We start from the raw sequence: 19,338 nt of genomic DNA, 5'->3' as shown, positions 1-19,338 counted from the left end.
CAGCGGGTGTCAGGCGTGCCGGTTCAGCACCTCGATCAGTTGCGGGTAAACCTCGGTGGCGGCGTTCTTGCCGATGAACAGGTCCATGTGGGCGTAATCCTTGAAGAGCTGGCGGCTGTAAAGGCCTGGGTCGTTGTGCTGCCTCAGCCAGGCCAGGGTGCGCAGGCTGGTCTCTGGCAGGAACAACTGGTTGCGCGCCCCTGCGATGAAGTGGATGGGCAGGGCCAGGTGGCGGGCCCGCTCGGGGCTCAGGTCGCGCTCGTGGCCCAGCGGGTCCACGACGTGGCCTTTTTGCATGATCAGGCTCAGTTGGTCAAAGGGCCGCAGCGACACCGGCCCTACCATGCGGGCCATGGCGGTGTGGGTGGCGTGGTTGAGCTGATCGTGCCGGTACGAAGGGCCCATGATGGCAAACAGACGGCGGCACACCGGGTTCTTGCAGGCCTCGCCTTCGGGCACGGGCACGCCCCAGAGCACGGCGTCCAGCTGCCGATCAAAGTCGCTGTCCCCCGGCACGAAGTCCACATGGCCGTTGAACTCGGGCATTTGCTGCAGCAGACGCGACACGCCGAGCTCGCTTTTCAGGTCGTTGAGCCAGTTGGTGATCGGGTGCAGCGTGAGCTGCGAGGCGATCACCGACCGAACCCCGGGCATGCCCTGCAGCAAGGCCATCAGCAAGGTCATCGAGCCCACGCAGTGCGCGATCACCTGCAGGTCGGGCTGCCCTGTCTGGGCCAGTACATGGCGCACGGCGGCAGGCCAGTCATGGCGGGCGATGTCACTGATGGTGTAGGGCTTGAGCGGGCTGCCCGAGTCGATGCTGCCCCGGTAGTCGAGCAGCCACACGTCAAATCCGTCACGGCACAGGGCCTCGACCAGGTTCTCGTCCACCGTGTCGGTGGCAAATGAGGAGGCCCGGATCGAGAAGCCCGGCGCCAGGATCACCGGGCCCTTGCGGCCGGGGTAACGGGTGAGCCGGATCGAAAAGCCGTCGTCCAGCGGCACGCTGTGGGTCACCGGGGCCGGTGCCTTGAGGGGCCGGCCGGCCCATTGAGGCAGGGCCTTGCCTGGAAAGTCGTTGAGGCAGGCCAGCAGGCCCCCATAGGCCTGGAACACGGTCATGCCGAAGAAGCCCGCGAACTGCTCCAGGTAGAGCAGGTGGATGGTGTCCAGCAGCCCCGGCTGGTGGGCCTGCATCTGTCGAGCCAGGGGCGTGACGGCCTCCAGTTTCAAGGTGGTGAGCTGTTTGAGCAGGTCGTCCAGCGCCAGCGTGGCGATGCCCTGGGCCAACAGGGGGCCACCCTGCTGGTCATGCACCTCCACATACAGCGTGGTCAGGTCTTGCCAGCTCGATGAGGTGGCGCTCTGGTGCAGTCGCTTGTGGCCGCGCAGGTGGAGTGGGCCGCGTCCTTGCGTGCGCTCCAGCGTCATGTCGTACACCATGAGCCAGGTCTCCACCTGCTGTGCATCGGTGCGAAGCAGTTCAAAGCGCCCCTGGCGGATCGCCATGGGCTCCGGGTCGAGGGCGGCGCAATGCACCAGGCCGTCGAGGTCGGCGGGGTGATCTGGGTGGCTGTTGAGCCGATGCAAGTCCTGTGTGTGCACCCGCAGATCCAGGCTGAGGGCCTGTCCGCGGCGGCGCCCCCAGGCGTGGGCATTTTCGAAGTCGTGACGCTGGCCCCCCGGGGCGCTTTGTGTCAGGGCTTCGGTGCTGACCCATCCGGCCATGCGTTCGGAGAACGAGAAGGCGGGGCTCAGCAGTTGCGGATAGCGCGCGATCGCGGTTTTCAACACGGCCGCGCCTTCGGCCTTGGCCCAGTCCAGCACTCCGTCTTCCAGCGGCTGGATCAGCTCGTGGATCAGGCTCTGGCCGGCTTGCTGCAGCGCGTGCTCGGCGGCTTGAAGCTCTTCTTCCCAGGCGGCTTTCAGGCGCCCCCAGAGGCTGTCGGGCGTCGCTGCCGTGTGGCTGGCCGTCGGGCTGGCTGGAGCAGAGGCGGCTGGGGGCTCTCCCCACTGGATGGTCCAGCCCCGCTGATCGGCCAGACGTTGGCAGGCGCGTTCGGCCACGGCAGTGATGGTCAGCAGGGGGTTGACGCCCACGGCGGCCGGGATCACCGCGCCATCGCACACATACAGCCCCTCGTGCACGGCGTCACCGTGCGGCCCGGCAAAGACCTGGCATTGGTGGTTGACCACGCCGTGGGCTGCGTCGTCGCCCATGGCACAGCCGCCCAGGGGGTGCACCGTGACCAGCTTCTGGCCCATGCCCTCGGTCCACAAGGGGTTGGCGATGAATTGGCCCTGAATGCCTTCGCTGGCGCGGCGCAGCCACTGGTTGTCGCGCTCGATCACGGCCGAGCGCCCGGCATGGGGCCAGTCGATGCGAAGCCGGTCGTTGCTGAGCTGCAGCTGGCCTTGGGCATCGTCCAGGCTCATCACCAGAAAGGTCTGAGTACGGTCCACCGCGCCGCGGTAGGCCATGTCGGCGAGTTGGCCGGGGTCTTGCTGGACGGCATCGCCGATGGCCTTGGCATCGAGCAGCTTGCGTTTGCCATCCTCCGCCCCGTACTCAAACCCAGTATTGAGTTGGGCCGAGGCAAAGAACAGTGCTGGCGCCAGCGCCAGGGCCAGGGCGCCGGGGATTACACCTTCTTCGATGACCAGCCGGTCTTTGGGATCGGGCTCCTGGCGCAGGTCGATCACGCCGGTGATGCAGGGGCCGGGCAGCGCGCCTTCGACCGGCTTGCGCAGGCCCAGGCCCACGCCGTGGAGGCCGGGCACATCGGCCACGGCAGGTTCAGGCGGGGTGTCCTCGTCGGTGCTCGGCTGGCCGTCTGCCAGGGCATTGGCCTGCGCCGCCTCGGCGGCCTGGGGCGACCAGCCCGCGTCATAGGCCAGGCCCAGCACATCGCCGTTGCCTGAAAAGGAGGCCCCCAACCGGCCCGACAGGGGCAGGCCCTGTTCGCGCGAGCGCAGCAGGATCTCGGTCGAGCCCAGGCTGCCGGCCCCCAGCACCACCACGTCGGCCAGCACGCTGGACAGCGGGCTCTCCGGCTGGGCGGTGGCGCGGTAGTGCACGCGCCACCGGGAGCCCTCGCGGCTGACATGGCTCACGCTCACACCGGTGAACAGGCTGGCGCCGTGGCGTTCGGCGTCGGGCAGGTAATTCATCTGCACCGTGTTCTTGGCCCCCACGTTGCAGCCGCTGGTGCAGTCGCCGCAATCGTTGCAGGCGGGCTGGGTCACGCCAAAGGGGTTGACCCGATCTTCGAACGTGACATTGATCGGCACCCGCTGGAAAGGCTTGTCCAGGTGGCTGGCCGACTGCCGCAGCGCCGCCAGCTTGGCCGGCGTGGGGCGGTTGAGCGGGTAGGTGCGAGGTTCCAGCGTGGCGCGGGCCCGCGCCAGGTAGGGGGCCAGCAGTTGCGGGTCATCCCGGAAGGGCTGCGGCCAGGCCGCACTGCGCAGCAACTCGGGGTCGGCCTCGAGTGACACGTTGGCATTGATCAGGGAAGTGCCGCCCAGGCCGTTGCCCACCATGGCCAGCATGTCGGCATGCACGTGCAGCTGGTAGAGCCCGGTGGGCGAGCCGAGGGTCTGGCCGGCGGTGTCCACCCGCATGGCCTCCCGGGCCTGGTTGAGCGAGGCTGGAAACTCGCCGGGCAGGTGTTCCAGCCCACGCTCCAGCAAGGCGACCTTGCGGCCAGCGCGTGCCAGCCGTGAGGCGGCCACGCCGGCACCATAGCCCGAGCCGACCACCACAACCTCGTACGACGGCCGGAGCAGTGTCTGGCCCTGGCCCAGACACTGACCCATGTCCTGGGCGATTCTGCGCATCATGACCGGGCTCCTTTCTGGTAGGGGTGGGCCATGGAGCGGGCGTTCAGCGCCGCCGCGGCCAGGGCTTCGAGCTTGTCGCGCGCGCAGCTTGAGAAGACCGCCCAGTCGGCCTCGGTGGCGGCCACCGCGGCCTGCAAGGCGCTCAGCAAGGGGTTGTGCCGGTCGCGAAAGTTCTGCAGGCCTTCGGCCCGCACGGGCGCCATGTGATCGGCCACGGGGTCGTTGAACAGGCGCAGCGCGGCCACGTCCATGGCCTCGTTGATGAACACTGCCGAGGCCCCCTGGGTGAAGGTCATGGTGGGTTGGTCCAGCACCCAGCCGCCGGTGTTGTAGACGGCCACCGGCTGGTTCAGGCCCTCGATCACCACTTCTTGCTGAAACGGCTTGTGGGTGTGGCCGTAGACGAATGACAGATCAAAGTCGGGCAATGCCTGGACCGCGGCCGGGTTGGAGCGCAGGGCCGCTTGCAGGTCATGAAGCGCCGGCCCGCTGATGAAGGCGCGCAGGTTCTTCAGGTCGTCGGGGGGCAATAGGTCGAGAAAGTTGTTGCGCTGGCCCTGGGCGTTGCGGGTCAGGGTGAGTTCGATCAGGGCCCCGACCAACTGGCGCAGCGTGATGCCCTGGTACAGCGGCATGCTGCCGCTGAAGCCGAGTTGGGTGGCCACCTGGTCCAGCAACCGCTCGCGGAACTGGTCGGCATAGGCGTGCGAGGCCCCGGCGTTGTTCATGATCTGGTACAGCGAGAAGGCTTCGCGCCCGGTATCGCCGGCGCTGCCCAGGTCGGACCACAGAAAATCGACCCAGGCGCCGTTTTCCTGCTCCAGTGTCTCGGCGCTCAACTCGCCCATCGACTGGCCGGACATCAGGCCGTTGATGGTGCTCATCAGCCGGTAGGTCGGGTCGATGTAGTGGCCGTGGTGCAGCACCACGCCGCGCTTTCGGTCGGGCGTGATCAGGCAGAGGTTGGGGTAGGCGATGTGCACTCGGGCCAGGGGCTCGTCGGGCAGGTGCCGGCGCAGGATGGCGGTCAGCATGTCGCAGGGAATCTCGGAACCCGGTGGCCGGTCGCGGTACTCGGAGTGGTCGATCAGGTCGTCGTGGGTCTGGCCTTGGCGCAGGGCGTCGACAAACAGGGTGTCCTGGGCCATGCGCCACAGGTGGTGATCGTGGTTGCCGGGCACCAACAGCACCGTGGGGGACAGCACGGGCGCCTGGCCCAGGGGGAACAAGGCCTCGACGAACTGGGCGAACACGCGCGTCACCTGGCCCATCGGCGAGATGCCCAGGTCCAGGATGTCGCCCAGCAGGACCAGGGTGGGCGGTGTTGGGCTTTGGCCCGCCTGGGCCAGGTGGCGCAGGGTGCGCCTCAGCGACGAAGCGAAATGCAGCAGCGTGGGGCTGGGGTGCCCGGCATCGAATTCGCCGGCAGCATTGAGCTGCGTGAGGGTGCTGTCCGGGGCCCCGAGGTGGAGATCCGACAGGCAGACGTAGCGCACAGGGGTCATGGGCAAGTTCGCTCCTGAATCTGAAGGCCGCAATCGGTTTGATGGGGGCTGGCTGCGGTGGGGCTCAGAGCCCGGGCGGAATCACCGGCTCGTTCAGTTGCCGCCAGTCCCAGAACGCTTCCACAGGCATGGCCTTGGTGACATACCAGCCTTGCACGTACTCGCAGCCCAGGCGTTTCACGATGGCCCACTCTTCGGCGGTTTCCACCCCCTCGGCCACGATGCTCAGGCCCATGCGGTGGGCCAGCGTGCAGATCGAGTCGAGCAGCACCTCGGCCGAGCTGCCCACCTGCACGCCCTTGACGAAGGATCGGTCCACCTTGAGTTCCTGAACCGGCATCTTCTGCAGGTAGGCCAGTGACGAGTAGCCGGTGCCAAAGTCATCGATGGACAGGCTGAAACCTGCCTGGCGCAAGGCATGCAGGTGCTTGAGCGCGGTGTCCGGGTCGTCCATCACGCTGCTTTCCGTCACTTCAAAGCGGATGTCCTGCGGGTTGGCATTCAGGCGGGCCGCCAGTTCCTGGGCCTGGCGGCCAAGGCGGTCATCGCGCAGGTCGCTGGCACTGATGTTGACCGAGATCTGGATCGGCCGCCCCGAGGCGCGCTGCTGTGCGCAGACCAGCAGGGCCTTCTTGAGCATCCACTCGGTCAGCATGCGGATGCTGCCTGTCTGTTCGGCAAAGGGAATGAACTCGCTGGGCGGCACCAGCCCGCGTTCAGGGTGCCGCCAGCGGATCAGGGCCTCTGCCGACTCGATGCTGCCGTCGGCGATGCGCACCTTGGGTTGCAGGTGCATTTCGAGCTGGTTCTGGGTCACCGCGTCCTTGAGCTTGGACAGCAGGCTCAGGTCGGCGCGGGAGCTCAACTCCATGCTGTCCGAAAACGTCAGCCAGTCGGCGTTGACCCGTTGCGCTGCATGGGTGGCAATGGCCGCGGCCCGGATCAGGTGCTGCATGCTCTGCCCGTGCCTGGGCGCCACCGCCACGCCCACGGTGAAGCTGATGTCCACCGGCTCGCCGAGCACGTTCAGGGGGTCGGCAAACCGGGCGTGAACCTGCTCGATCAGTGAACTGGTCTCGGCATTGCTGGAGGTCAGCAGGCAGAACTGGGAGGCATGCAGCCGCCCCACCTTGACCCCGGGGATGCTGTGCAGACGCCGGGCTGCCTCGATCAACACGGCATCGCCAAATTCATAGCCCAGCGCGTCGTTGATGGCCTTGAAGCGGTCCAGGTCCAGCACCAGGACCAATTGGTCATTGCCCTGGCGCAGGTTGGCATCGCCATCGGCACGGATGCCTTCGCGGTTGGGCAACTGAGTCAGGCTGTCTGTGATGGCTTTCTGGTGCTCGAACTCAGACCGCTGCTGGCGCTCCATCATCCGGCACACGTTGAGCAGCAAGACACCGCCGAAGAACAGGCTGGCCGCCAGGGTCAGCAAGGCGTGGAGCTGAACATGCCCCTGCCACGCATACAGCACGGAACCCAGGCTCAGGATCAGAAAAACACCATAGATGCGCGGCCTGGCCGACAACACCGTGACCGAGACGGCCGCCCAACCCACCACCAGGGCCGACAGCAAGGCCAGGTCGACAATGCTCAGGGAGCCCGAGAACAAGGGCAGGCAAGACACCGCCAGGGTACCCGTGACCGTGTTGATGGCTGCCATGGTGTTCAGCGTGTCTGGTGTGGGGCCCTGCCGGCGCAGGTGCATGTGGTAATACCACTGCCGCAACAGGTAACCACCGGCCACCACCGCATACCAGCTGCCGTAGGCAGCCCAGCCCACCTGCTCCACCAGGGTGAAGCCAAACAGGCCGCACAGGCACAACGCTGCCAAGGTACCCAAACGGGATTGAGAGACCAGGATTTCGACTCGTCTCACCGTCAGGTCGTCGGCAACATCGCGCAAAATCGGCATGGATCAGTCAGACTTCGTATTTGGCGCGTTCAGGCCTCGTCTTCGTCGGAGGACGGGTCTGAACTGCTGTTACTTAATGTAACCAAAATGCAGATCAGCGTGTGATTTTCCCGGTTTGCTTTCCTTCAGGCGAACACGGGGGCTTGCACGTGCTGCAAATCTGCCACAAGTGCGTGCCCAGGGCGCGTCCGGTTTCAGGCCTGTGGGGGCTGTGGCTGGCGCGCCTGCCAGGCCCGCAGAGCCTGACGGTAATCGTCCATGGCCAGATCGTGCAGGTCAAAAATGCAGGGGTCACAGCCATTGCCGCAGCAAGCCTCGAGTTCAGGCTGCACGGGCGGGGTGGGCATGGGATCGTTGCTGGGGGGCTGTGGGCTGGGCATGGTGCCATTTTCGCGCAGGCCTGCGGCCCTTGCCGGCGCAGGGTCAGCGCTGCGGCCGGCCCAGCGCATCCCGAAAACCCAGCTGGCTGACGATGCTGGCCACGATCAGCACCGTGGCCATGGCCAGGGCGGGGTCGTGCCCCAACCCCACGGCTGCGGTGCACAAGGCACCCACCATCATCTGAATGGCGCCGTACAGCCCGGCGGCCGAGCCCACCAGGTCAGGGTGCACGCTCAGAGTGCGGGTCAGCGCCGCAGGGCTGGTCATGCCGGCGCCTACGTTGAACATCAGCAGCAGGGCCAGCACCAGCCACCATTGCAAAAGGCCGGCCAGCAGCACGGCCAACAGCAGCACGGCGCTGGCCAGGCTGAGCGCATTGGCGCGCAACATCAGGTGCTCCACACTCACGCGGCCGATCAGCCTGCTGGCCAGGGCGTTGCCCAGTGAGAGCCCGGCCACCAGCAGGCCCAGGTACAGAGCCACTTCGTGCGGTGGCCGGTGCATCTCTTGCACAAAGATGAAGGGCGCCGAGGCCAGAAACGCATAAATCGAAGTGGTGGCACAGCCGCCGCCGATGGCCAGGGCCATGTAGGGGCGTGAACTGAGCAGCCGCCCGTAGTCGCGCTGCAGCTTGGCTGGACGGAATTGCCCGCTGGGCTCGCCGGTCTCGGGCAGGATGCGCCAGGTCAGCAACAGGTTGAGCAGGCCCAGCCCGATCAGCAGCACAAAGATGAAGCGCCAGCCCAGCCAGTCGCTCACCGTCTGGCCCAGCAGCGGGGCCAGGCCGGGGCCGATCATGGTGATGAGGTTGATCATGGCCAGGCGCCGCACCGATTGCGTCATGCCTGAGCTGTCGCGCACGATCGCCCGGCCCAGCACCAGACCAGCGCAGCCGCCCAGGGCCTGCACAAAGCGTGCGGCCGCCAGCAGGCGGACATCCGGGGCCCAAAGCGACAGCAGCCCCCCCAGCGTGAACAGGGCCAGACCCACCATCAGCACCGGTCGGCGCCCGTAACTGTCGGACAGGGGCCCGTAGATGGGCTGGCCCACGGCCAGGCCCAGGATGTACAGGCTGATCGTCAGCTGAATGGGGCCTGGTTCGGCGTTCAGGCTGAGGGCCGCCTGGGGCAGGGCGGGCACGAAGATGTGCATGGCCACCGTGCCGCTGAACGTGATCAGCACCAGCAGCCACAAGGGGGGCAGGGGGCGGTGCACGTCAGGCATCCTCGGCGGTTTCAGCGGCCTCGCCCCCATCGAGCGCGGCCAGGGTGCTCAACACCTGCTCCAGCACCTGCACGGCCGTGTTCAGGGCGCTGTCGTCAATGCCGGCCAGCAGGGTGGCGCGCACTTGTTCGGTCTGGCGCCCGACCTGAGCGACGATGGCCTGGCCTGCCGGTGTCACGTGCAGGATCTTGGCACGTCGGTCTTCGCCCTCGCGGCGCTCGATCAGGCCGGTGGCTTGTAGCTCGTCCAGCAGGCGCACCACGGACGAGGTGTCCAGTGAGAGCAGGGCAGCCAGGTCCTTTTGGCGCATGGGCTGGCTGGCACGCGCCACATGCCACAGCGGGAGCCAGGTGGCTTCGGTCAGGCCGAGGGGTTGCAATTGGCGATTGATGGCCCGGCGCCATTGGCGTGCCGTGGAAGACACCAAGGCACCGAACACGGCACGTGCCGGCTTGTCGGATGAAGGCATGAAGTGCTGCCATGGCAGCGCGATGGGCCCCGCGCCACCTTGGGCAGGCCGGTTCGCGCAGGCCGGGCATCTCACAAAATGATTGGGATGCCAATTATATGTTTGTCACTCAAAACCCGCCGGAGGGCAATGACGTGACCCAGGGCGCAGCGTGGGAGGCCCTTGGCCTGCCGTTCAAGCCAGCGCGCTGTCGGCCAGCAGTGCCTGCTGGCAGGGCGATTCGGGCAGCAGGCTGAGCCCTTGTTTGGCCTGGTTCAGTGCCGCCTGCGCCCGCGCCAGGGCGGCGGCCAGGGCGGCTTGGGTCAGTCGGGCCGGGCGGCCCGGGGGCGCCAGATCAGGCCGGCTTTCGCGGTTCAGTTGCCACACCAGGCCCCAGCTTTGGCCATAGGCAGCCAGGGCGGCTTCAACCTCGGGCGGAGCACCGGCCAGAATGGCGGCGCAGCGTGCCCCGGCCTCGAACAGCGAGGCCGTCCGGGCCTGGGTGATGCGCTGGTGCCGGTCACCGGCGTCATCCGACTGAGCTGGGGGATCCGGGGTCTGGTAGGTCTGCTGGTACATCACCGAGCCCTCGGCCACCTGGTTGGTGGCATCTGCCAGCACGCGCAGTACACGCATGTCGCCCAACTCCACAATGGCCCGGAAGGCCCCGGTGTAGAGCAGATCGCCCAGCAGCACGCTCGGTGCATTGCCCAGGCCGGCAGGGGCCTCTTCGGCGGGCAGGTCTACCTCATGGTGCAGGGCCAGTGCGGCGTGGATCAGTTCGACGGCTGCCGCCAGCACCTGCTGGCTTGCCCCTCGGTCTCCCAAGGCCTGGGCACAGACCAGCGCCAGGGCAGGGCGTACGCGCTGTTCGGGTGATTGGGCGATGTGCTGTGCCGCATAGGCAATCAAGGCCACATCGGTGTTGAGACGTTGCTGGATCAGCGTGCCGACCTGAGCCAGGTCGGCATCGATCAGGGCAAAAAATGAACTCGGGATGAGGGCGTGCATGGTGACGGGTTTGGCAGGGGGAAGGCGAGCTCAGCGGCCTTGGGATGGCTGTCAGCCGCCCTGCTCCGGCGCAGGGTTTGTCGGCGAGTGTAGGTGAACTCACCGGGCCCGCCGCGCAGACAGGTGCAATGACCCGTTACAACGGGCCAGAGGCGATGCCGAAAGCATGGGCGCGGCGCGGGGGCGCATGGATCTGGGCACAGCCCAGCCATAGAGCAGGGAATGGGCCCTTGATCAGCGACAAGGCTCGGGTGCTCGGACGCAGCGCGTCTTTTGCGATTTCTCAAGCTTTCAAGATCTGGCCGGAATCACTTTTTCTTATCTGAAATGGGTCGAAGTTCGATGCAGGCGCGGCGCTAGATTCGGCTCGAACCGGGGGTAGGCAGCGCCTGCAAAGGCCCGCTGTGCTCCGGTGATCCATCCCTGTTGAACCATTTCCAGACCGAGCAAACACCATGAGCTTCTACCAAGACTTCAACGACAAGCAGGCCATCGAAGCCTGGCATGCATTGCCCCGCGCACCCTACAAGACCTTCAAGCTGACGCGCCTGGCACCCACGATCGGTGCCGAGATCCAGGGTGTGGACCTGTCACGCGACCTGCCTGACGAGCAGTTGGCCGAGATCCGCCGCGCGATCGGCGAGAACCTGGTGCTGGCCTTCCGCGGGCAGACCTTGGATTTGGCGTCGCACAAGCGCTTTGCACGCCGCTTTGGCACGTTGCACCGCCATTTGTTGGCCAAGAGTCGCGCCGTGGCCGGCGGCACCGACGACCCCGAGGTGCTGGCCTGGCACACCGGGCCGCAGTCGCGCTTCACCGCCGGCGACGCCTGGCACCACGATGTGTCGTGCGATGCCAACCCCATCTGGGGTTCTTTTTTGCATGTCACGCGCCTGCCCGAGTCGGGGGGCGGCGACACGGCCTTTGCCAACCTGGTGCTGGCCTATGAGTCGCTGTCGGCGCCCTACAAGGCCTTTCTTGACGGCTTGACCGCGGTGCACGATGGCTCGACCGCCTGGACGGCCGGCTACGGCAGCCAACCCGAGCCCGGCAAGGCCTTTCCGGCCACCGAGCACCCAGTGGTGGCGCGCCATCCCTTCACCGGGCAGAAGTTCCTGTACGTGAACGAGGCCTTCACCTCACACATCGTGCAGCTCAGCCGCCACGAGAGCCAGTCTGTGTTACAGCAACTGTACCGCCACATCGAGCGCAACCTGGCCTTCCAGGTGCGTGTGAAGTGGGAACCCGGCACCCTGCTGTTCTGGGACAACTGGGCCACCCAGCACCATGCCGTGTGGGATTACTTTCCGGAAGAGCGCTGGGGCGAGCGTGTGTCGGCCTATCTGGACCACGGCCCCAAGGCCTGATTGAGGGGGTGCCGCAGCGCCTCAGTCGCCAGCTTGACCGGCGCGGCGCTGCTCACGCAGCATGAACAGGTAAAGGCTTTCGACCTTTTCACGCGCCCAGGGCGTCTTGCGCAAAAAGGTCAGGCTCGACTTGACGCTGGGGTTGAGCGCAAAGCAGCGGATGGGCACCAGGTGGGCCAACTCGTCCCAGCCGTAAAAATCGACCAGCGCGGTGACGATGGCCTCCAGGGTCAGCCCATGCAAGGGGTTGTGGCGCTGGGCTGGAGGGGCAGGGGGCGTGGACATGGTGAGGTCTGGGCGGGTGAGGCGGGGCTGGCGAGCTTAACTCAGGCCTGGCAGGGTGCCCAGATCCGGTCACACAACATCTTGGGGCTGGTGCCCGGAGAAATTCTGCTGGGTGCAAACCGTGAGCCGAAGACGTCGTTCTGTCGTCGTGGAGCGGCTCCCGTTTGCCCTGGGGGGCTTGAAGCCACGTCCGGGCTTCTTGCGAAAAATGGACTTGAGGTGATGCCACGCACGCGCTTTTGCCGCGGTGAGGGCCCGATGATCAAGCCAAGGCGGCAGGCTATCTCGCCATTTTGACGGATGCACATCTGGGTGTAACTCAGCGTGAGGGGCTGTAGATGTCCGAGCACCGTTGAGGGTGCGACACATCTCAATGGCCTGCAACCCCACCGCTCAGACTGCCCGTCGACGGGCAGAAAGAAAATGACAGCCCGTCTTCAGATCAAGATGATTTTCAGGTTCAGGCAATCGAGGATTTGTTTGGGTTTGATCGAGGCGCCAGATTTTTCCGTTTGAAAAAGAGGAGGGCCATCAGACAGGAGAGAACCGCCATGCCATATTCGGAGAGTGTCGGGATGGAGGAAGCTGCAGCAGCGATGACGACATTGAAATTACTCAGCGCCGTGGCGTTTGAAATCACCGCACCTGTGTTTGCATCGTAGTCGGACAGTGATTGCAAAGAATAGGTCCCGGGTGTGCTGGGGTTGGTCACATTGTGAATCGTGATGGTGTACGTTCCTGCACCCATGACATGGGAGGTGCCGGGGTTGGTGTTGGCGACGTACAAAGCACCTCCCGCGCTCAATGCGCATCGTGGCGTGACGGGGGGGACGGGTGAAAAATTGACCGCATTCACAGCACAGTCTGCTTCGGTTGCGTAGGTACTGCCTGTGGTCATCCCCGCAGGCAATTGCAGCGAAACATACCAACCACCGTTTGGAGCCCCGCCAAAATTGGCGTCTGTCGTTGTGAATGTGATCGTCACGTCACCTACACCGCTGGCAGCGCTGCTGGTGCTGCTGAACCCCGTGAGCGCTGTGGTGGCAAATGCTGAGGCACTTATCAAGGTGAAAAAGCCCGCAAACAGAGCACGATTAAAAGTTTTCTTCATGATTTATGTGCATCCAAGAGCTAATAAAAAATAACCATTGCTGATGGTTTTGATTCAGGGGTGTTTTTGATGGCGATTGACATGCAATTCCCCATTCACCTCAGCCAATCAAAGATTGGCGTGTGTTCAGAATTTAATGGTTCAATGCCGTTCAACACTATTCTTTTTAAGAGTCTGGCAGGTACTCGGAAAGACAGTGAAAATCGACGTTTGTCTGGACGGTAAGTTCGGTTGGTGATTTGTGGTGTGGCTCATCACAAATGTGATCCGAGTGAGTTTTTACCAAAATAAAACATTGTTGGCAACTTTTAGGGTGGAAAAAATTATTGCCCCTGAAAAATGTTCTAATTTGAGCAAATTAAGTTCATCAGAGGAACAAATGGCGGAAAAGTACTTCAGCGGTGTTGACGTATTCAAATCATCGGTCACCAAAGAACGGAATTAATCGGCGTCGGCCAACTGGGCCCCCTCGATCGCCACATCTGACTGTGCATTGGTGGATCAGCCACTGCACCTCACCGCGAACAGGCAAATAAAGCCACCACAAGGACCCGCATTGCGATTGGGGTTTGCCCCTCACCACAGTCAACGCCGTGTTCGAGCGAACACCCCGTCGGGCCTTTGAAGCAGCACCTTTGCATGCCGTTGCCGTTGCCGTTGCCGTTTGCCCGTTTGCCCGTTTGCCGGGGGCGCAGGCCAGCGCGCTGGCAAGCAGCGCCACATGCGCCTCACGGCCTGTCGCAATCGCCGCCGTGATGGCGGCAATGTTGAAGGCATGCGAGCCAAACGGCGCCATCAACGGCGATCCCAGGCCTGGCGTTGCCACGACAGGGTTGGCGTTGGTCTTGAAGCCGTCGTTGCGCAGCACGAGCATGCCGGGCATGTACTGGCCCGTCAGTGTGATGAGGAACAGCGGCAACGCCAACTCCACGTTGATACGCGGATGAGCTGCAAGCAGCCGGCGGGGGCCGGGGTACGCGTCTGTGACAGACTACGAAATCAAGTCGGCCATCTTTTATTTGGCCAGCGCACGGCGTGGCTTGCCAACGCCTGTCAGAGGCGATCATTGGGGAAGTGGGTAGCGTACGGGTCGGCCAGGCACGCATTCTTGAACGGCTCCAATGGGTCTAGGCGTGTTGACGATGATGCCCGTTTGATCCATGTCCCCTCTGGGATCAACCGATGGGCCGGCCCACAGGTTTGAAGCCTCGCCCCCTCGCGACCGAAGGTGTTCAGCGTTTCTGCAAGGCGTCATCTCCAGTGGCCACGGAGGCCGGCACCCATGGGGCATCGTCTCTTGGCGTGATTCGCGCTCATGGCCCGAGGCCTTGTAAGTCCTTGGGTCGCTGGAGCCCCGCCATGGCTCCAGCTACCCAGCTGTATCAACGCTCGATCGTCTTGTTCCACCGGCTGTTCCAGCCCGGGCGCTGTTCGTTGATGGCGTCCCAGTCCACGGTGATGGCGTTTTTCATGTAGCCGTTGATCAGCTTGACCTGTTCAACCCCATTGCCCACCACGGGCGCCTTGGGGTTGGTGGGGATCTGGTCGCCAAACTGCAGCACATTGGCCTGGGCCAGGGGCGACAGCAGGAACTCGGTCAGCTTCTGGGCCAGTTCGGGCTCGCTGTTCTTGGCGATCACGCACTGGGCCACCATCAGCACCACGGAGCCCTCTTTGGGCTGGGCGTATTCCACCGGAATGCCCTTGGCCTTGAGCCCGGCGACGGCGGTGGGGGTGAGGGGGAACAGGGCGGCCTCGCCGGTCTGCACCATTTCAGAGATCTTGGCCGAGCTGGGGATGTACTCGAGCACATTGGGGCCGATGGTGTTGGCCCAGGCTTTGAAGCCGGGTTCGACGTTTTTGTCGGTGCCGCCCTGGATGCGGTTGAACATCAAGAAGCCGTGCAGCCCGAAGGTGGAGGATGGCATCGACTGGAACACCACCTTGCCCTTGAACTTGGGGTCGGCCAGGTCCATCCAGGACGTGGGCGCAGCCCAGCCCTTTTCGGTGAACATCTTCTTGTTGTAGGCTAGGCCGGTCATGCCCAGGCTCACGCCGGTGGCCATGTCGTTCTTCAGGCGGGCGGCGGGGTAGATGTCTTTCAGCACCGGGGTGTCACGCTGTTTCTCGCACAGGCCCATGTTGATGGCGCGCGCCATGATGCCGTCGTCCAGAAACATCACATGCATCTGGGGCTTGTCCTTGTTGGCCTGGGCCTTGGCCAGGATGTCGGACGAGGTGCCCGGCACCACCACCACCTTGGCCCCATAGGCCTTCTCGAAGGCCGGGAACACGTACTGGGTGTAGGCCTTCTCCATCTGGCCCCCGTTCATGCCGATGTACAGGGTTTTGGTGTCGGCCATGGCGTGGCTGCCCAAGGTGGTGGCGCACAGGGCGGCGCTCGCCCAGGCCAGGCGGCTGAAACGGCTTGCTTGCACAGAGGGGGTGGTTTTCATGCTGTGGTCCTTGTTGGCTGGTTGGGGGAAGGTCGGGGTGAATGAAAAGGCAGGGGTGATCAGGCCAGGGCCGCCGTGGCGGGCTGGAAACGGGCGATGTCAAAGCCCTCGAGCGGGGTGCTGCTGTGGCCTTGGTGCACCAGCTCGGCCAGCACCTCGCCGGCCGCCGGGCCGATCTGGAAACCGGCGCCGGCAAAGCCGAAGCCATGCCACAGGCCGCTGCGCTGGTGGCTGGGGCCCAAGACGGGCTGGCGGTCGGGCAGGTAGCCTTCGGTGCCGCTCCAGGTACGGATGATGTGGGCGCCGCGCAGTGCGGGCAGCAGTTCGATGGCCTGCTGGGTCAGCTTGAGCAGGGCCTCACTGCTGCTGCGGGCGCGCTGGCCGTCCAGGGCCAGGCCCGAGCCGCCGCCCAACACAAAGTTGCCGCGCTGTACCTGGCGGCCATAGATGCCGCCGCCCTCCACGCCCAGGCTGACCGGGGCAAAAAAGGGCAGGGGCTCGGTCACAGCCATGGCTGGGTGGCCCGAAACCAGGGGCACAGGCTCGCCGAACTGGGCCGCCAACTGGCCTGCCCAGGCGCCGGCGCAGTTGATCAACTGGGGCGCGCGCAGACGCCAGTGGGCCTGCCCGTCGGGGCCGGCCTCGGCCACAAAGCGTTGGCCATCGTGGGCCAGTGCGATCAGTGGGGTGCGCTCCAGCACGCGGGCACCGGCGCGCTCGGCCGCCCGGGCAAAAGCCGGCGACACCAGGCGCGGGTTGGCTTGCCCGTCTTCGGGGCACAGCGAGCCGCCCACCGCCACCTCGCCCAGCCAGGGCCAGCGGCGGTGCACCTCGGAGCGGCCCAACACCTGCAGGCCCAGGTCAAATGCGGCGCTTTGCTCGCGATAGCGTTCCAGCGCGGCCAGATCGGCCTCGCTGCGGGCCAGTTTGAGGTGGCCGCTGCGCTGGTATTCGCCGTCGGTGCCGATCAGATCGGGCAGGCGACCCCAGATGCCGTGGGCCCGCTGGGCCAAGGGCAATTGATTCATGGGCCGGCCCTGCCGCCGCACACCGCCAAAGTTGACACCGCTGGAGCGCGAGCCACACAGATCGCGTTCGATCAGCACCACCTGGCTGCCCATGCGGGCCAGCGCCAGCGCCGCCGAGCTGCCCACAATGCCGCCCCCCACCACCAGCACATCGCAATCAAGGGTCTGCATCAGTCGGTCTCCGGGGCAGGGTCTGGCCCAAGCTGGCTGGCCTGGGCCATCAGGGGCAGGGGTTTGATGGGGGCCTGGGCGCGCAGCCGGCCCACCTGTTCGATGGGCTGGCCGCTGGCGTGGGCCAGGATCTCGGCGGCGGCCGCGCCACACATGCGGCCCTGGCAACGGCCCATGCCGACGCGGCTGAGCGCCTTGAGGCGGTTCAACTCGGGGGCGCCGGTGTCTTTGACCTGCTGGCGCAGTTCGCCTGCCGTGATGTTTTCGCATCGGCATACCACCAGCTCATCGGGGGCGTGCGCCGCCCAATCGGTGGGGAAGGGGAAGGCGGTCTCCAGCCCCTGGCGAAAACGTGCGATGCCGGCCAGCTTGGCGTCGAGCGCGCGGCTGCGCGGGCCCGGGGCCAAGCCCTGGCGGTCTTCCAACAGGGCCAGGGCGGCGCGTTCGCCGGCCCATTCGGCCGCATCAGCGCCCTGGATGCCGGCACCATCGCCGGCCAGGTACACGCCCGCCACGCTGCTGCGCCCGGCGGCGTCGCGCACCGGCAGGTGGGCCCGGTTCAGGGCATTGAATTCAAAGCGGCAGTCCAGCAGATCGGCCAGTTGGGTCTCCGAGCGCAGGGCATGGCCGAGGGCCAGACCGTCGGCTGCGGTACTGTGCTCGCGGCCCTGGCGATCCTGCCAGCGCAGGCCTTCGACGCGCTCGCTGCCCAGTACCTGCAAGGGCTGCACGCCCCAGTGCACCGGCACCCCGTGGGCCAGCAGCCAGGCCAGAAAGTACTGCCCCTTGGCCAGGGTGGCGGGCTGGTTCAGCAAGGCGGGCAGCGCGGCGATCTTGCCGGCCCAACCGGCCGTGTCGAGCACCCCGGCCACCTGCACACCGTGGGCGCGGCCGGCCTTGGCGATCTGGTAGGCCACCAGGTAGAGCAGGGGGCCGGTACCGGTCAGCAGCACGCGCTGCCCGATGCTGCAGCCCTGGTATTTCAAGGCCACCTGGGCCCCGCCCAGGGTGTAGACGCCGGGCAGCGTCCAGCCTGGCAGGGGCAGTACGCGGTCGGTGGCGCCGGTGGCCACCACCAGGTGCGACCAGGCCAGGCGCTGGCTGCGCTCGCCTTGCAGCACGTCGAGCCAGCCCGGGCCAGCGTTCCACACCAATTGTTCGGGGCGGTAGTCCACCCGGGGCAGCAGCGCTTGCCAGGCCGCATGCACGGCGCGGGCGCGGCCGGCCTCGAAGCCATACAGGGCTTCGGGCGGGCGAGAGAACCCTGCCGGGGGCTGGCGGTAGATCTGGCCGCCGCCACGCGCGGCTTCATCGATCAGGATGGGCCGCAGGCCGTGGGCGACCAGGGTCTGGGCGGCGCGGATGCCGGCGGGGCCGGCGCCCACGATCACCACGGGGGCCTTGGGGTCGGGTTGAAGGCGAGGGGCGTTCACAGCGGGCTCTCCTCGGCATGGGTCAGCACGCTCAGGCCAGGGCTGACCAGGGTGGTGCAGGCGCGCAGGCGCCGGCCTTCTGGCGTGCGCACCCAGCAGTCCTGGCAGGCACCCATCTGGCAGAAACCGGCTCGCGGCTGGCCGCTGAACTCGTTGTGGCGCAAGGAGGCCTGGTGCTGCAGGATGGCGGTCAGCACGGTGTCGCCGGCCAGGGCCTGCACGGGCTGGCCATCCACCTGCACGGTCAGCGGGGTGCGGCCGGTTTCGGCCACACGGTGCAACAGGCCGGGGCCGGTCTTCTTCAGGGCATGGGGGTTCATCGGTGACCTCCGACCAGCACTTTGTCGAGGCCATAGAGGCGGTCCAGCACCAGCATGGCGACGGCGGTCAGCCCGACCATCAGGGCCGACACGGCCGCCATCAGGGGGTCGATGGATTCGGTGGCGTACATGTACATGCGCACCGGCAGCGTGACGGTGGACGGCGAGGTGACAAAGATCGACAACGTGACCTCATCAAAACTGTTGATGAAGGCCAGCAGCCAGCCACCGCTCACCCCGGGCAGGATCATGGGCAGGGTGATGCGCACAAAACTGCGCCAGGGCGAGGCCCCCAGCGACAGCGCGGCCTGCTCGATGCTGCGGTCAAAGCCCACCAGCGAGGCCAGCACCAGGCGCAACACATAGGGCGTCACCACCAGGGCATGCGCGAGCAGCAGAAAGCCGAAGCTGCCCGCGGCACCCACCAGGCTGGACAGGCGCAGCAGGGCCACGCCCAGCACCAGGTGCGGAATGATCAGCGGCGACAGGAACAGCGCGTTGATCAGCTCCCGCCCTCGAAAGGTGTAGCGCGTGAGCGCCAGGCCAGCGGGCACGGCCAGCACGGTGGACAGCGTGGCCGAGCCCAGGGCCAGCCACAGGCTGTTCCAGAACGAGGCCACAAAGTCGGGGTGCTCGAACACGGCCTTGAACCAACGCAGCGACAGGCCGTGGCGCGGCAGGGTCAGGGTGTTCTCGGGCGTGAAGGCGACCACACAGACGATCAGCAGCGGGGCCAGCATGAAGCTGACCACCAGGGCGTTGAACAGCAGGGCCAGGGGGCCATTTTTGCCCGGGATGCGCCCGGAGGCATTGAGGTTTGCAGTGGTACTCATGGCGGAT

General features: G+C 65.9%; 15 protein-coding genes and 1 pseudogene. 1 reads left to right on the top strand and 15 read right to left on the bottom strand.

Annotated elements, in window-relative coordinates; all coding sequences use genetic code 11:
• Window positions 1-9 precede the first annotated feature (9 nt).
• The 7 genes from AC3WUT_RS04030 to AC3WUT_RS04000 form a co-directional block, all read right to left on the bottom strand.
• Complete coding sequence (locus AC3WUT_RS04030; protein WP_492345793.1) at window positions 10-3,840, bottom strand: alpha/beta fold hydrolase; 3,831 nt, start codon at window positions 3,838-3,840, stop codon at window positions 10-12.
• Window positions 3,837-5,345, bottom strand: a complete 1,509-nt coding sequence (locus tag AC3WUT_RS04025) for a metallophosphoesterase (protein WP_492345792.1) — start codon at window positions 5,343-5,345, stop codon at window positions 3,837-3,839. Before AC3WUT_RS04025 ends, AC3WUT_RS04030 begins: the two co-directional genes overlap by 4 nt.
• Before the next feature lie 64 nt (window positions 5,346-5,409).
• Window positions 5,410-7,263 (bottom strand): putative bifunctional diguanylate cyclase/phosphodiesterase, encoded by a 1,854-nt coding sequence (locus tag AC3WUT_RS04020; RefSeq protein ID WP_492345791.1) that lies wholly within the window; start codon window positions 7,261-7,263, stop codon window positions 5,410-5,412.
• Window positions 7,264-7,457: 194 nt separating this feature from the next.
• A complete protein-coding gene (locus AC3WUT_RS04015) occupies window positions 7,458-7,643 on the bottom strand; it encodes an oxidoreductase-like domain-containing protein (RefSeq protein WP_492345790.1) in 186 nt (61 codons plus the stop codon).
• A 43-nt stretch (window positions 7,644-7,686) separates the two neighbouring features.
• Window positions 7,687-8,868 (bottom strand): multidrug effflux MFS transporter, encoded by a 1,182-nt coding sequence (locus AC3WUT_RS04010; RefSeq protein ID WP_492345789.1) that lies wholly within the window; start codon window positions 8,866-8,868, stop codon window positions 7,687-7,689.
• Window positions 8,861-9,337, bottom strand: a complete 477-nt coding sequence (locus AC3WUT_RS04005) for a MarR family winged helix-turn-helix transcriptional regulator (RefSeq protein ID WP_492345788.1) — start codon at window positions 9,335-9,337, stop codon at window positions 8,861-8,863. Before AC3WUT_RS04005 ends, AC3WUT_RS04010 begins: the two co-directional genes overlap by 8 nt.
• A gap of 174 nt (window positions 9,338-9,511) precedes the next feature.
• Entirely contained in the window at window positions 9,512-10,327 is an 816-nt protein-coding gene (locus AC3WUT_RS04000; protein WP_492345787.1) for a polyprenyl synthetase family protein, read from the bottom strand.
• A gap of 455 nt (window positions 10,328-10,782) precedes the next feature.
• Here AC3WUT_RS04000 and AC3WUT_RS03995 point away from each other — a divergent pair, with 455 nt between their 5' ends.
• Complete coding sequence (locus AC3WUT_RS03995) at window positions 10,783-11,694, top strand: TauD/TfdA dioxygenase family protein (protein ID WP_492345786.1); 912 nt, start codon at window positions 10,783-10,785, stop codon at window positions 11,692-11,694.
• 21 nt (window positions 11,695-11,715) lie between these two features.
• Here AC3WUT_RS03995 and AC3WUT_RS03990 read toward each other — a convergent pair whose 3' ends face one another.
• The 8 genes and pseudogenes from AC3WUT_RS03990 to AC3WUT_RS03955 all read right to left on the bottom strand — a co-directional run bounded on the left by AC3WUT_RS03990 (window position 11,716) and on the right by AC3WUT_RS03955 (window position 19,331).
• Window positions 11,716-11,979: a VF530 family protein gene (locus AC3WUT_RS03990; RefSeq protein WP_492345785.1), complete on the bottom strand. Its 264-nt coding sequence runs from the start codon at window positions 11,977-11,979 to the stop codon at window positions 11,716-11,718.
• Between the two features lie 460 nt (window positions 11,980-12,439).
• On the bottom strand, window positions 12,440-13,090 hold the full coding sequence (locus tag AC3WUT_RS03985) for an IPTL-CTERM sorting domain-containing protein (RefSeq protein ID WP_492345784.1): 651 nt from the start codon (window positions 13,088-13,090) through the stop codon (window positions 12,440-12,442).
• Window positions 13,091-13,811: 721 nt separating this feature from the next.
• A pseudogene (locus tag AC3WUT_RS03980) lies at window positions 13,812-14,021 on the bottom strand (benzoate/H(+) symporter BenE family transporter); the annotation flags it as partial.
• Between the two features lie 451 nt (window positions 14,022-14,472).
• Entirely contained in the window at window positions 14,473-15,546 is a 1,074-nt protein-coding gene (locus tag AC3WUT_RS03975; protein ID WP_492345783.1) for an ABC transporter substrate-binding protein, read from the bottom strand.
• A 59-nt stretch (window positions 15,547-15,605) separates the two neighbouring features.
• Window positions 15,606-16,745 (bottom strand): NAD(P)/FAD-dependent oxidoreductase, encoded by a 1,140-nt coding sequence (locus AC3WUT_RS03970; protein WP_492345782.1) that lies wholly within the window; start codon window positions 16,743-16,745, stop codon window positions 15,606-15,608.
• Window positions 16,745-18,178, bottom strand: coding sequence for an FAD/NAD(P)-dependent oxidoreductase (locus AC3WUT_RS03965; protein ID WP_492345781.1), 1,434 nt, complete (start codon window positions 18,176-18,178; stop codon window positions 16,745-16,747). Before AC3WUT_RS03965 ends, AC3WUT_RS03970 begins: the two co-directional genes overlap by 1 nt.
• Window positions 18,175-18,498, bottom strand: coding sequence for a (2Fe-2S)-binding protein (locus AC3WUT_RS03960; RefSeq protein WP_492345780.1), 324 nt, complete (start codon window positions 18,496-18,498; stop codon window positions 18,175-18,177). The genes AC3WUT_RS03965 and AC3WUT_RS03960 overlap by 4 nt, the downstream gene beginning before the upstream one ends.
• Window positions 18,495-19,331 carry an ABC transporter permease gene (locus AC3WUT_RS03955; protein ID WP_492345779.1) on the bottom strand — a complete coding sequence of 279 codons (837 nt, stop codon included), beginning with the start codon at window positions 19,329-19,331 and terminating at the stop codon, window positions 18,495-18,497. Before AC3WUT_RS03955 ends, AC3WUT_RS03960 begins: the two co-directional genes overlap by 4 nt.
• Window positions 19,332-19,338: the final 7 nt, after the last annotated feature.

It is taken from the genome of Curvibacter sp. EU05-FHT14A10 (genome assembly GCF_058791075.1).
This window is presented reverse-complemented; position numbering and strand designations above follow the sequence as displayed.

Coding starts and splice junctions, on each gene's coding strand:
- AC3WUT_RS04030 (WP_492345793.1), bottom strand. CDS start 3,840: ATGATGCGCAGAATCGCCCAGGACATGGGTCAGTGTCTGGGCCAGGGC.
- AC3WUT_RS04025 (WP_492345792.1), bottom strand. CDS start 5,345: ATGACCCCTGTGCGCTACGTCTGCCTGTCGGATCTCCACCTCGGGGCC.
- AC3WUT_RS04020 (WP_492345791.1), bottom strand. CDS start 7,263: ATGCCGATTTTGCGCGATGTTGCCGACGACCTGACGGTGAGACGAGTC.
- AC3WUT_RS04015 (WP_492345790.1), bottom strand. CDS start 7,643: ATGCCCAGCCCACAGCCCCCCAGCAACGATCCCATGCCCACCCCGCCC.
- AC3WUT_RS04010 (WP_492345789.1), bottom strand. CDS start 8,868: ATGCCTGACGTGCACCGCCCCCTGCCCCCCTTGTGGCTGCTGGTGCTG.
- AC3WUT_RS04005 (WP_492345788.1), bottom strand. CDS start 9,337: ATGCCTTCATCCGACAAGCCGGCACGTGCCGTGTTCGGTGCCTTGGTG.
- AC3WUT_RS04000 (WP_492345787.1), bottom strand. CDS start 10,327: ATGCACGCCCTCATCCCGAGTTCATTTTTTGCCCTGATCGATGCCGAC.
- AC3WUT_RS03995 (WP_492345786.1), top strand. CDS start 10,783: ATGAGCTTCTACCAAGACTTCAACGACAAGCAGGCCATCGAAGCCTGG.
- AC3WUT_RS03990 (WP_492345785.1), bottom strand. CDS start 11,979: ATGTCCACGCCCCCTGCCCCTCCAGCCCAGCGCCACAACCCCTTGCAT.
- AC3WUT_RS03985 (WP_492345784.1), bottom strand. CDS start 13,090: ATGAAGAAAACTTTTAATCGTGCTCTGTTTGCGGGCTTTTTCACCTTG.
- AC3WUT_RS03975 (WP_492345783.1), bottom strand. CDS start 15,546: ATGAAAACCACCCCCTCTGTGCAAGCAAGCCGTTTCAGCCGCCTGGCC.
- AC3WUT_RS03970 (WP_492345782.1), bottom strand. CDS start 16,745: ATGCAGACCCTTGATTGCGATGTGCTGGTGGTGGGGGGCGGCATTGTG.
- AC3WUT_RS03960 (WP_492345780.1), bottom strand. CDS start 18,498: ATGAACCCCCATGCCCTGAAGAAGACCGGCCCCGGCCTGTTGCACCGT.
- AC3WUT_RS03955 (WP_492345779.1), bottom strand. CDS start 19,331: ATGAGTACCACTGCAAACCTCAATGCCTCCGGGCGCATCCCGGGCAAA.